The organism is Pseudomonas inefficax (genome assembly GCF_900277125.1).
GTDB lineage: Bacteria > Pseudomonadota > Gammaproteobacteria > Pseudomonadales > Pseudomonadaceae > Aquipseudomonas > Aquipseudomonas inefficax.
On the sequence record NZ_OPYN01000179.1, the window covers coordinates 1 to 12,685 of the forward strand.

The 12,685-nt window shown below is 65.4% G+C and carries 6 protein-coding genes and 2 rRNA genes; all 8 read left to right on the forward strand.

Translation table 11 applies throughout. The annotated features are described in order from the left end of the window. Positions 1-391 (forward strand): 23S ribosomal RNA (locus JV551A3_RS21550); the annotation flags it as partial. Between the two features lie 131 nt (positions 392-522). Then, positions 523-638: ribosomal RNA gene (rrf, locus tag JV551A3_RS21555) — 5S ribosomal RNA — on the forward strand. Between the two features lie 274 nt (positions 639-912). Beyond that, positions 913-4,395: an exodeoxyribonuclease V subunit gamma gene (gene recC, locus JV551A3_RS21565; RefSeq protein ID WP_133979109.1), complete on the forward strand. Its 3,483-nt coding sequence runs from the start codon at positions 913-915 to the stop codon at positions 4,393-4,395. Then, positions 4,392-8,069 carry an exodeoxyribonuclease V subunit beta gene (gene recB, locus JV551A3_RS21570; RefSeq protein WP_133975489.1) on the forward strand — a complete coding sequence of 1,226 codons (3,678 nt, stop codon included), beginning with the start codon at positions 4,392-4,394 and terminating at the stop codon, positions 8,067-8,069. The genes recC and recB overlap by 4 nt, the downstream gene beginning before the upstream one ends. Continuing rightward, complete coding sequence (gene recD / locus JV551A3_RS21575; protein WP_133975487.1) at positions 8,066-10,141, forward strand: exodeoxyribonuclease V subunit alpha; 2,076 nt, start codon at positions 8,066-8,068, stop codon at positions 10,139-10,141. The genes recB and recD overlap by 4 nt, the downstream gene beginning before the upstream one ends. Positions 10,142-10,345: 204 nt before the next feature. Further along, positions 10,346-10,912, forward strand: a complete 567-nt coding sequence (locus JV551A3_RS21585) for a YfiR family protein (protein WP_133975485.1) — start codon at positions 10,346-10,348, stop codon at positions 10,910-10,912. Then, positions 10,909-12,180 (forward strand): diguanylate cyclase domain-containing protein, encoded by a 1,272-nt coding sequence (locus tag JV551A3_RS21590; RefSeq protein WP_133975483.1) that lies wholly within the window; start codon positions 10,909-10,911, stop codon positions 12,178-12,180. Before JV551A3_RS21585 ends, JV551A3_RS21590 begins: the two co-directional genes overlap by 4 nt. A gap of 4 nt (positions 12,181-12,184) precedes the next feature. After that, entirely contained in the window at positions 12,185-12,676 is a 492-nt protein-coding gene (locus JV551A3_RS21595) for an OmpA family protein (RefSeq protein WP_133975481.1), read from the forward strand. Positions 12,677-12,685: the final 9 nt, after the last annotated feature.

Here is a 12,685-nt window from a genome sequence, read left to right on the forward strand (position 1 = left end):
TCACATCCTGGGGCTGAAGCCGGTCCCAAGGGTATGGCTGTTCGCCATTTAAAGTGGTACGCGAGCTGGGTTTAGAACGTCGTGAGACAGTTCGGTCCCTATCTGCCGTGGACGTTTGAGATTTGAGAGGGGCTGCTCCTAGTACGAGAGGACCGGAGTGGACGAACCTCTGGTGTTCCGGTTGTCACGCCAGTGGCATTGCCGGGTAGCTATGTTCGGAAGAGATAACCGCTGAAAGCATCTAAGCGGGAAACTTGCCTCAAGATGAGATCTCACTGGGATCTTGAATCCCCTAAAGGGCCGTCGAAGACTACGACGTTGATAGGTTGGGTGTGTAAGCGCTGTGAGGCGTTGAGCTAACCAATACTAATTGCCCGTGAGGCTTGACCATATAACACCCAAGCAATTTGCTGACGCGAATTGCGGTGGTGAAGACGAAAGAACCGAAAGTTCGCAACATCACAAATATCGCATATCCGAATTCGCTGGGCTGTCCATCTGGACATTCTGGCAACAGAATTTCTTGACGACCATAGAGCATTGGAACCACCTGATCCCATCCCGAACTCAGCAGTGAAACGATGCATCGCCGATGGTAGTGTGGGGTTTCCCCATGTGAGAGTAGGTCATCGTCAAGATTCATTTCGCAAAACCCCTATCTGCGCATGCAGGTAGGGGTTTTGTCTTTCTGGCGCAAAAATCTCCAGCCCTACGCAATCCCCTGTGTGGGAGCGGGCATGCCCGCGAAGCAGGCGACGCGGTGCATGGCACCGGCTGCGCCGGTGTTCGCGGCCACGGCCGCTCCCACAGGGACCGTATGAACACGTGAGGAGCCTGATGGCATTCGGCTCTTTCGGGCATTCGCATGATATCGTTTCCCCCCAGCCACCAGCGCCAGCCAGAGACCTCCCGATGCCCAACACCACTCACCTCCACCCCGGCTTCATGATCGTCCACGGCAACCGCCTCGACGACCTGCGCAGCCTGGTGGTGAGCTGGATGCGTCGCTATCCCCTGGCGCCCCTGGAAAACGAAATCGCCCTGGTGCAAAGCAATGGCATCGCTCAATGGCTCAAGCTGGCCCTTGCCGAAGACCCTCGGGACGATGACCAGGGTGGCTGCGGCATCGCCGCGGCCATCGACGTGCAACTACCAGGCAGCTTCATGTGGCAGCTGTACCGCAGCGTGCTGGGCCGCGACGAAATTCCCGAAGTCTCCCTGCTCGACAAGGCACCGCTGACCTGGCGCCTGATGCGCCTGCTTCCGGCCCTGATCGAACGCCCTCATTTCGAGCCGCTGCGGCGCTTCCTCACCGACGACAGCGACCTGCGCAAGCGCTACCAGCTCGCCGAGCGCCTGGCCGACCTGTTCGACCAGTATCAGGTCTACCGCGCCGACTGGCTCAAGGATTGGGCCGCTGGCGAGCATATCCTCAATACCGCCCGCGGCGAGCGCAAGGCGCTGCCCCCGGGCAACCGCTGGCAGGCTGAGTTGTGGCGTGCATTGCTGGATGATGTTGGCGAGCAAGGCATGGAGCAAAGCCGCGCCGGGGTACATCAGCGTTTCATCGAACGGATCAACAGCCTGGAACAGGCACCTGCCGGTCTGCCGGCCCGGGTGATCATATTTGGCATATCCTCGCTGCCAGCCCAGGCCCTTGAGGCACTGGCGGGCCTGGCACGCTTCAGCCAGGTGCTGCTATGTGTGCACAACCCCTGCCGCCACCACTGGGCCGATATCGTTGCCGACAAGGACCTCTTGCGCCACCAGTACAAGCGCCAGCAACGCAAGCAGGGCATGCCCTTGCAGCTGGACGACCAGTCGCTGCACCAGCATGCCCACCCCTTGCTGGCTGCCTGGGGTAAACAAGGCCGCGACTACATCAACCTCCTCGACAGCTACGATGACCCGGGCAGTTACCAGGGCGTGTTCAGCGACGGCCGCATTGACCTGTTCAGTGACGGCTCGCCCACCACACTGCTCAGCCAGTTGCAGGACGACATCCTCGAGCTGCGTCCGCTCGCCGAAACCCGCGAGCGTTGGCATCCAGTCGAGCCGGCGAAGGACCGCTCGATCCGCTTCCACATCGCCCACAGCCCGCAACGTGAAGTGGAGATTCTTCACGACCAGCTGCTGGCCCGGTTCAGCGCCGACCCAACCCTGCGCCCACGTGATGTGATCGTCATGCTGCCGGCCATCGATACCTACGCGCCGCATATCCGCGCCGTATTCGGCCAGTTGCAGCGCAACGATCCGCGCTACATCCCGTTCACCCTGGCCGACCAGGGCCAGCGTGGCCGCGAACCCTTGCTGATTGCTCTCGAGCACCTGCTCAAACTGCCGGACAGCCGCTTCGCGGTCAGCGAAGTGCTCGACCTGCTGGACGTGCCGGCAGTCCGCGCCCGTTTCGGCATTCGCGAAAACGACCTGCCTACCTTGCACCGCTGGATCGAGGGAGCCGGCATCCGCTGGGGCCTCAATGCCGAGCAGCGGGCCAGCCTGGGCCTGCCCGCAGGGCTGGAACAGAACAGCTGGCGGTTCGGCCTGCGGCGCATGCTGCTGGGTTATGCCGTAGGCGTGGGCGAGGCCTGTGACGGCATCGAACCCTACGATGAAATCGGTGGCCTGGATGCGGCACTGATCGGCCCGCTGGTCGCATTGCTCGACGCCCTCGAAGTGGCCAGCCAGGCCTTGTCCGAGCCTGCTACTGTCAGCCAGTGGGGCGAGCGGCTGCATGCCTTGCTGCAAGTGTTTTTCCTGGCCGAAGGCGAGCGCGACGAGTTTCTGCTGATGCAGCTGCAGGATCTGCGTGACAGCTGGCTTGAAGTGTGCGAAGCCGTCGGTCTGCAAGACCCATTGCCGCTGACCGTAGTGCGCGAGGCCTGGCTCTCGGGCCTCGACCAAGGCAAGTTGTCCCAGCGCTTCCTCGCCGGCTCGGTCAACTTCTGTACCCTCATGCCGATGCGCGCCATCCCGTTCCGGGTGGTCTGCCTTCTGGGCATGAACGACGGCGATTATCCCCGTGCTCAGCAGCCGCTGGACTTCGACCTGATGGCCAGCGACTACCGCCCCGGTGACCGCTCGCGCCGTGAGGATGACCGCTACCTGCTGCTCGAGGCGCTGTTGTCGGCCCGCGACCAGTTGTATGTCAGCTGGGTCGGGCGCAGCATCCGGGACAACAGCGAACGCCCGGCCTCGGTCCTGATCGGCCAGTTGCGCGACCACCTTGCCGCCGGCTGGCAGCTGGCAGCTGCGGAGCCGGGGCAGCCAGCAGAGCCGGGCGAGCAACTGCTGCACGCGCTGACCCAGGAGCACCCGCTGCAACCTTTCAGCCCACGTTACTTTCAGAAAGACAGCCCGCTGTTCAGCTTTGCTCACGAATGGCAGGTACTGCACCAGCAAGACCACGAAGAGGAGCAGGGTGACCCCGGCCTGCCGCCTTATCATGCCGATGAGGCTTTGAGCCTGGCTCAGTTGAGTGATTTCCTGCGTCACCCTGTGCGGCACTTCTTCAGTCAGCGCCTGAAGGTGTACTTCGAAGCGCTGGCAGCACCGACGCCGGACGAGGAACCCTTCGTCCTCGATACCCTGCAACGGTACGGCGCCAGTGAAAGCCTGCTGGGTGCAGCGCTGGCCGAGCCGGACAATGCCGAACAGGCCCTGCAGGCCCAGGCCCGGCGCTTGCAGGCCTGCGGCGTGCTGCCCCTGGCCGGCTTCGGCGAGCTGCTGCAGCGCGAGCTGATCGAACCCCTGCCAGACCTGCTGCAACGCCATCGCCAGTTATTGCAACGCTGGCCACAGCTGGTCGAGGGGGCATTGCCTGTGCATTTCGAGCACGGCTCGCACTGCCTCGAAGGCTGGCTTGGGCGGGTGTTCCAGGCAGATGACCAAAGCCTGCTCAGCATAACCACCGTCCCCAACACCATCAGTGCCGGGCGTAACGCCCTCAAGTGGCACCGCCTGATTGCGCCCTGGGTCACGCACCTGGCGGCCTGCGCGGCGGGCTACCCCTACAACAGCGCACTGGTGGCCAGCGACCTGACCCTGCTGCTCGCGCCATTGCCGCAAGCGCAGGCGGCGCAGTTGCTGGGGGACCTGCTGGTAGCCCGCCAGGCGGCAATGAATGCGCCATTGCCTGTCGCGGCCAAGACCGCATTTGCCTGGCTGGCCCAGGACGATAGCGACAAAGCCCTGGCTGCTGCAGCCCGCGCGTACGAAGGTGACGAGCGCACCAGCTTCGGCGAGCGCAGTGAAAGCATCGCCCTGGCCCGACAGTATCGCGATTTCGCCGCTCTCACCGCTGATGAAACCTTCGAAGGTTGGTGCGAAGCCTTGTACCGCCCATTGTTCAACGCCCCGTGGCAGACCCTGGGCAACCCGGAGAAAGGCGCATGACCCAGGACCGTCCCCTGGCACTGAGTTTCCCCCTGCATGGCAGCCAGCTGATCGAGGCCAGCGCCGGCACGGGCAAGACCTTCACCATTTCGGCGCTTTACCTGCGCCTGATCCTCGGTCACGGCGGCGAGCAGGGTTTCGATCGCGAGCTGCTGCCACCGCAGATCCTCGTGGTGACCTTCACCGATGCCGCCACCAAAGAGCTGCGCGAACGTATCCGTGCCCGCCTGGCCGAAGCTGCGCGGTTCTTCCTTGGCGAGCTGGAGGCGGCGGACCCGCTGCTGCACCAGCTGCGTGGCGACTACCCGGAAGAAGCCTGGCCACGCTGTGCCGGGCGCCTCGAAATCGCCGTGCAGTGGATGGACGAGGCTGCGGTGTCGACCATTCACGGCTGGTGCCAGCGCATGCTGCGCGAACATGCTTTCGACAGCGGCAGCCTGTTTACCCAGACCCTGGAAACCGACCACAGCGAGTTGCTGGGCCAGGTCATGCGCGATTACTGGCGGCGCTTCTGCTATGGCATGCAAGGTGATGCGCTGGCCTGGGTGCGCGCCCACTGGGGCAGCCCCGATGCCTTGCTGCCGCGGATACGCCCGCTGTTCGGTCGCGTGCGCGCGCAGCAGGACGGGCGAGAGCCTGCGGCACTGATCAAGGCATCGCTGCAGCAGCGTGGCGAGCAGTTGGCCCGGCTCAAGGCGCCTTGGGCGCAGTGGGCCGAGGAACTGCGGCAGATCTGCCGGGATGCGCTGGCCGCCAAACAGGTCGATGGCCGCAAGATGCAGGCTCGTTACTTCGAACCCTGGTTCGACAAGCTCTGCGCCTGGGCCGCGGACGACCAACTGGCGGAACTCGACCTGGGCACCGGCTTCACCCGCCTGACTCCGGCGGGTATGGCCGAAGCCTGGAAGGGCGCACCACCCGAGCACCCGGCCCTCGACGCCATGCAGAGCTTGCAGCAACAGTTGCAGGCTCTGGACAGCCCGGATGCCTCGTTGCTCGAGCATGCCGCCAACTGGGTATCGGCGCGCTTCGAAGTGGAGAAGCGTCGGCGCGCGGAAATGGGTTTCGACGACATGCTCCTGCGCCTGCAGCACGCCTTGGCCAGCGAGGCCGGAGAGCGCCTGGCCAGCCTTATCCGCGAGCAGTTTCCGGTGGCGTTGATCGACGAGTTCCAGGACACCGACCCGGTGCAGTACGGCATCTTCGAGCGCATCTACCAGATCAGCGAAAACCGCGCCGAAACCGGCCTGTTCATGATCGGCGACCCCAAGCAGGCGATCTATGCCTTCCGTGGTGCCGACATCTACACCTACCTCGCCGCCCGCCGTGCCACTAGTGGTCGCCTGCACAGCCTTGACACCAACTACCGCTCCAGCAAGGCCATGGTCGCGGCGGTCAACCAGGTGTTCCTGCAGGCCGAGGCGCGTCAGGCAGGGCGTGGCGCATTCCTGTTCCGTGAGGCCGATGACAACCCGCTGCCGTTCATCGAGGTACGCGCCAAAGGCCGTGGCGAGCAGCTGTTGATCGATGGTGAAGCTTGCGCAGCCCTGCAGTGCTGGCAACTGCAAAGCGAAGAGCCGGTCTCCGGTAGCGTATACCGCCAGCAGCTGGCAGCCAGTTGCGCCAGCCATATCGTCGCCTTGCTCAATGGTGGCCAGCAGGGCACGGCTGGTTTTCAGAATGCCGAGGGCGAACTGCGGCCGTGCCTGCCATCGGACATCGCCATCCTGGTGCGCGATGGCCATGAAGCGCAAATGATCCGCGCCGAACTGGCCGTGCGCGAGGTGCGGAGTGTGTATCTGTCCGACAAGGACTCGGTATTCGCCGCCCAGGAGGCCCACGACCTGTTGGCCTGGCTCAAGGCCTGCGCCGAGCCCGATTCGGAGCGCCTGCTCAAGGCCGCCCTGGCCAGCCTCACCCTCGATCTGTCGCTGGCTGCGCTGGACCGCCTGAACCAGGACGAGCGGGTCTGGGAAGACTGGGTCATGCGCTTTCGCCGTTACCGCGACACCTGGCAGCGCCAGGGCGTGCTGCCGATGCTTCGGCACCTGCTGCATGACTTCCAGTTACCGCGTACCCTGATCCGCCGCAGCGATGGCGAGCGGGTGCTGACCAACCTGCTGCACCTGGCCGAGCTGCTGCAGCAGGCCGCCGGCGAACTGGACGGCGAACAGGCGCTGATCCGCCACCTGGCCGAACATCTGGCCAGTTCCGGCCAGGCTGGTGAAGAGCAAATCCTGCGCCTGGAGAGTGATGAGCAACTGGTAAAGGTGGTGACCATCCACAAGTCCAAGGGCCTGGAATACCCCTTGGTCTACCTGCCGTTCATCTGCACCAGCAAACCGGTGGACGGCAGTCGCCTGCCGCTGGCCTGGCATGATAGCCAGGGCAACAGCCATCTCACCCTCACCCCAGACCAGGAACAGATCGAGCGCGCCGACGATGAGCGCCTGGCCGAAGACCTGCGCCTGCTCTACGTGGCCCTGACCCGTGCCCAGCATGCTTGCTGGCTGGGTGTCGCCGACCTCAAGCGGGGCAACCAGAAGAGCTCGCAATTGCACCGCTCTGCGTTCGGCTACCTGCTGGGAGGCGGACTCGCCCTGCCGAGCTCGCAACAACTGACGGACTGGTTGCAGGCCTTGGCTGCAACGTGCCCGCACATCACCTGCCCGGGCCTGCCGTCGGCAGATGAGCAGGTGTATCGCATGCCGCACGCCGAGCGTGAGCTGCTGCCTGCCCGCAAGCCGCGCCGCGCAGCGGGCGCCGAGCATTGGTGGATTGCCTCGTACAGTGCCCTGCGCGTCGGCGACCAGACCCTCGGTGCCGACAGCTCCCAGGCCCAACAGTTACTGGATGATGAAGTGGTCGATACTCAGGTGCTGCGCGAGGTCCCGGCTGACAGTGGCGATATCCACCGCTTCCCGCGCGGGCCAAACCCCGGCACCTTCCTGCATGGCTTGCTGGAATGGGTTGGCCGCGAGGGCTTCAGCCAGGTCAGCAGCAATGCACAGCTGATCGAGCGAACCGTTGGCCAGCGCTGCAACCGTCGCGACTGGACCGGCTGGATCCCCACCCTGACCCACTGGCTGCAGCGCCTGCTGGGCGAAGCGCTGCCGTTGCCGGGCAGCGACCTCGGCGTGACGCTCGGGCAGTTGCGCCACTACCAGATCGAAATGGAGTTCTGGTTCGCCAGCCATCAGGTCGATGCCGAACAGCTCGACCGCCTGGTGGTACGTCATACCCACCGCGGCCTGGCGCGGCCGGCGGCGCAGCCGACCTTGCTCAATGGCATGTTCAAGGGTTTCATCGATCTGGCCTTCGAGCTGGACGGGCGTTACTACGTGACCGACTACAAGTCCAACTGGCTGGGGCCGGATATCCAGGCCTACGATGCCCTGGCCATGGAAAAGGCCATCCTCGAACATCGCTACGACCTGCAGTACGTGCTGTACCTGCTGGCCCTGCATCGCCAGTTGCGCGCCCGCCTGCCTGACTACGACTACGACCGCCATGTCGGCGGCGCTCTGTTCATCTTCCTGCGAGGCGCCAGCAGCAGCGGCCACGGCGTTTACCACGCCAAGCCACCGCGTGAGCTGATCGAAAGCCTCGATGCGCTGTTCCGTGGCGAGCACCCGCCCGTACAGCAGGACCTGTTTGCTGGAGCCGTGATATGAGCCGAAGCCTCGTCGACCTGTTGCCCACCCCGCTGCACGCCGAGCACCTGCTCGCACTGGCGCCGCAGCATGACAGCGGCGACCTGCTGCAACTGCTCGACCGCTGGGTAGAGCGAGGCTGGCTGCGTGCCCTGGACCGTGCGTTCGTATCGTTCCTGGAAGAGCGAGCCCCCGGTAGCGACCCCCTGCTGTTGCTGGCCGCCGCCCTGGCCAGCCACCAGCTGGGCCACGGCCATGTCTGCCTCGACCTGCAGCAAACCCTGGCCGAGCCCGATTTCGCCCTGTCGTTGCCACCTGAAGGCGATGCCTTGACCGGCCCCTTGCTGCTGCCCTCGCAGTTGCTGGCCAACCTCGACCTGCACGCCTGGCGCCAGCGCATTGCCGCCAGCCCGCTGGTGGCGGCCGGTGATACCCCGGGCCAGCAAGCGCGGCCTCTGGTGCTCAGCGGCGAGCGCCTGTACCTGCGCCGTTACTGGAGTTACGAGCGGCGCATCGACCATACCCTGCGCCAGCGCCTGTCCCAGGTCGAAGCACCTCCGGGCGACCTGCCTGGCCGTCTGGCGCAGCTGTTCGACGGTGGTGCGCCGGCTGGCCAGGTGGACTGGCAGAAGCTCGCCTGTGCACTGGCCACCCGCGCCGGTTTCAGCATCATCACCGGCGGCCCCGGCACCGGTAAGACGACTACCGTGGTCCGCCTGCTGGCCTTGCTGCAGGCGCCGGCGGTGGAGCAGGGCAGGCCACTGCGCATTCGCCTGGCCGCGCCGACCGGCAAGGCGGCCGCGCGCCTGACCGAATCCATCGGCCAGCAGGTCGAGCGCCTGCAGGTCAGCCCCGAGGTGCGCGGTCAGATCCCCACCGAGGTCAGCACGGTACACCGCTTGCTCGGCAGCCGCCCCGGTTCGCGGCACTTCCGCCACCATGCCGGTAACCCGCTGCCGTTGGACGTGCTGGTGGTCGACGAAGCGTCGATGATCGACCTGGAAATGATGGCCAACCTGCTCGATGCCCTGCCGTCACGGGCACGCCTGGTACTGCTGGGCGACAAGGACCAGCTTGCCTCGGTCGAGGCCGGCGCGGTACTGGGCGACCTGTGCCGGGATGCCGAGGAGGGCTGTTACTCGCCGGCTACCGAGGCATGGCTGGAGCAGACCGGTGGCGAGTCGCTGGCGGGTAGCGGCCTCAAGGCCGGCGATGAGCAGCGCAACCCGCTGGCCCAGCAGGTGGTGATGCTGCGCTTCTCGCGGCGTTTCGGCGAAGGCAGCGGCATTGGCCAGCTGGCCCGGCTGGTCAACCGCCAGGATTCCCATGCGGCGCGCAACCTGCTGGCCGCGCCGCCGCCCGATGTGCACAGCCTGGCCCTGAAGCACGAGCAGGACCGCGCCTTCGACCGTCTGCTGCTCGACGGACTCAACCGCGGCAGCGACGGCCCGCAGGGTTACCGCAGTTACCTGCGCACCCTTGGCCGCTTCCGCCCGGCCCTCGATACCGCCATTGACGACCCCGCGTGGGAGCAATGGGCGGGCAAGGTGCTGCACAGCTTCGAGGACTTCCAGTTGCTGTGTGCGGTACGCCGCGGCGCCTGGGGTGTCGAAGGCCTCAACGAGCGGGTGGCCCGCGTGCTGCACAATGCCGGGCTGATCGACAGCCAGCAGCCCTGGTACGAAGGGCGCCCGGTGCTGGTGACCCGCAACGACTACGGTCTGGGCCTGATGAACGGTGACATCGGCATCGCCCTGCGCCTGCCGGATGAGCGCGGCGAACCCTTGCTGCGCGTGGCCTTCCCGCGTAACGACGGCAGTGGCGGCGTGCGCTTCGTCCTGCCCAGCCGCCTGAACGAAGTGGAAACGGTATTCGCCATGACCGTGCACAAGTCCCAGGGCTCGGAGTTCAGCCACACCGCGCTGGTGCTGCCGGATGCGCTCAACCCGGTGCTGACCAAGGAGCTGGTATACACCGGCATCACCCGCGCCAAGCACTGCTTCAGCCTGGTCGAGCCCCGCCAGGGTATTTTCGAAGAAGCGGTCGCGCGCAAGGTACGGCGTATTTCCGGCTTGATGCTGGAGCAGGTCTGACCCTGTAGTGAGCCAATAGGAGATCCCCTGTGGGAGCGGGCGTGGCCGCGAACACGGGCGCAGCCCGTGCCAGCCACCGTGGTGCCTGCTTCGCGGGCACGCCCGCTCCCACAGGGATCGCATTGGATCAGCGCCTTTCATACAAGCATGCGGCCATGTGCTATCGTTGCGCCGATATCGGAAAGGGCCTCAAGAGATTCCCACATGAAAGTGGCCGCAAGGCGAATGACGAGCTGTGCGCTTTCGCTATTGCTGGCCGCCCTGTTCCTTTCCTCAGGCCCGGCCCAGGCAGACTCCGCCATGACTGCCGTCCAGGCGCAGCAACGTGCCAAGGCTGTCACCCAGGTGGTGCTGGGCATCTTCAGCTATGCCCGCTGGCCCGTCGAACCCTCGCCCTTGCGCCTGTGCCTGGTCGGCCCGACCGAATACGCCGATGACCTGATCAAAGGCCATGTGCAGGAGTCCGGCCGGCCGCTGCAAGTGCGGCGGCTGCTGGCAGACGATAGCCAGGTCGCCCAGGCCTGCGACGCTATCTACATCGGCAAGCTCGACCAGGGCCAGCGCGACCGGTTGTTCGAGCGCGTCAGCGGCCACCCGGTGCTGAGCATCAGCGAGGCAGATGACCCGTGCACGGTCGGCAGCCTGTTCTGCTTGCGGGTCAGCGACCAGCAGGTCGCCTTTGAAGTCAACCTCGACTCGGTGGCCCGCTCCGGCGTACGCATTCACCCCAGCGTGCTGCAGTTGTCGCGGCGGCGGGCGGTGCAACCATGAAACCAAACCGCAAACGGGGCGTGCGACCGACCCTGCGCTCGGTGCTGGGCCGTGGCCACCTCAGCGTCGCTTTGCTCGCTGTGGGCCTGGCCGGCATATCCCTGACCCTGCTGGGCGTGCTCGCCCTGCGCGTTTACGCCAATGACAACCTGCACCTGATCGCGCGCTCGATCAGCTACACCGTGGAAGCGGCGGTGGTGTTTGACGACAGCGCTGCGGCCAATGAATCGCTGGCGCTGATCGCCAGTACCGAGGAAGTGGCCGAGGCCAGGGTCTTCAACAACGAAGGCGAGCAACTGGCGCATTGGCAGCGCAGCGATACCGGCGTGCTCGCGCGGCTGGAAGCCCAGGTCGCCACCGCCTTGCTGGATGAGCCAATCAACCTGCCGATCACGCATCAGCAACAGCAGGTCGGGCGCATCGAACTGGTCGGCCAGGGCCGTAGCCTGTTGTTGTTCCTGTTCAGCGGGCTGGCTGGCATCCTGTTCTGTACGGTGCTCAGCGCTCTGGCTGCCCAATACCTGTCGCGGCGTCTGCTCAGCGATATCGTCCGCCCGCTACGCGGCCTGGCCAGTGTCGCCCACGCCGCCCGCCGCGAGCGCAGTTTCGACCGGCGCGTGCCGGAAGCGCCGATTGCCGAGCTCAACGAGCTGGGCAATGACTTCAACGCGTTGCTGGATGAGCTGGAGGTATGGCACAGCCACCTGCAGAACGAAAACCAGACCCTGGCCCACCAGGCCAGCCACGACAGCCTGACCGGCCTGCCCAATCGCGCCTTCTTCGAGGGGCGCCTGAGCCGCAGCGTGCGCAATGCCGAACGGCAGCAGGATCACCTGGCGCTGCTGTTCCTCGACAGCGACCACTTCAAGCAGATCAACGATACCCTCGGCCATGCGGTGGGCGACGAAGTGCTGATCAGCGTGGCCGACCGTGTGCGTGCCCAACTGCGCGAGCACGATCTGGTGGCGCGCCTGGGTGGCGACGAGTTCGCTGTGCTGCTGACGCCGTTGCATTCGCGCCAGGACGCCGAGCACGTTGCCGAGAAGATCGTTGCCAGCATGAAGCTGCCGGTGCAGCTGGACAATGGCCGCAGTATCGCCACCTCGTTGAGTGTCGGCATTGCCTATTACCCCGATGACGGCGCCGACCCCGCCAGCCTTCTGAATGCCGCCGATGCCGCGATGTACCAGGCCAAGCGCAAGCGCCGTGGCCATTGGCAAGTGGCGCAGACGGAGCGGTCCGCCAGCGAAGTCAAGAACAGGAGTTGACCCCGTGATACAGCGTTTGCGTTTCCCCCTTTGGGCCTTGTTGCTCGCCGTGCTGGCGCTGACCGGCTGCCAGAGCGCTCCGCCCAAAAGCCTCACCGCCGAACAGATTGCCGTGCTCAAGCGCGAAGGCTTTACCCCGACCGATGAAGGCTGGGCCTACGATTTGTCTGGCAAGGTGCTGTTCGGCAGCGACCTGGACAGCCTCAACAGCCAGAGCCAGGCGATTGTCGAGCGCATTGGCAAGGCGCTGCTCGGCGTTGGCATCCAGGGTGTGCGGGTGGACGGGCATGCCGACGCGTCAGGCAAGGCGGCGTATAACCAGCAGTTGTCCGAGCGCCGGGCGCAGAGCGTGGCCAAGGCGCTGATCGAGGTGGGCATGCAGGCGCAGAACATCCAGTCCCGCGGCTTGGGCAGTAGCCAGCCGGTGGCGGATAACCGTACCAGCGCCGGGCGTACCGAGAATCGGCGCGTGTCCATCGTGGTGGCTTCCTACTGACCACCGCCT

Excerpts from the sequence above, each read along its gene's own strand:
- recB (WP_133975489.1), top strand. The coding sequence starts at position 4,392 with ATGACCCAGGACCGTCCCCTGGCACTGAGTTTCCCCCTGCATGGCAGC.
- recD (WP_133975487.1), top strand. The coding sequence starts at position 8,066 with ATGAGCCGAAGCCTCGTCGACCTGTTGCCCACCCCGCTGCACGCCGAG.
- JV551A3_RS21590 (WP_133975483.1), top strand. The coding sequence starts at position 10,909 with ATGAAACCAAACCGCAAACGGGGCGTGCGACCGACCCTGCGCTCGGTG.
- JV551A3_RS21585 (WP_133975485.1), top strand. The coding sequence starts at position 10,346 with ATGAAAGTGGCCGCAAGGCGAATGACGAGCTGTGCGCTTTCGCTATTG.
- recC (WP_133979109.1), top strand. The coding sequence starts at position 913 with ATGCCCAACACCACTCACCTCCACCCCGGCTTCATGATCGTCCACGGC.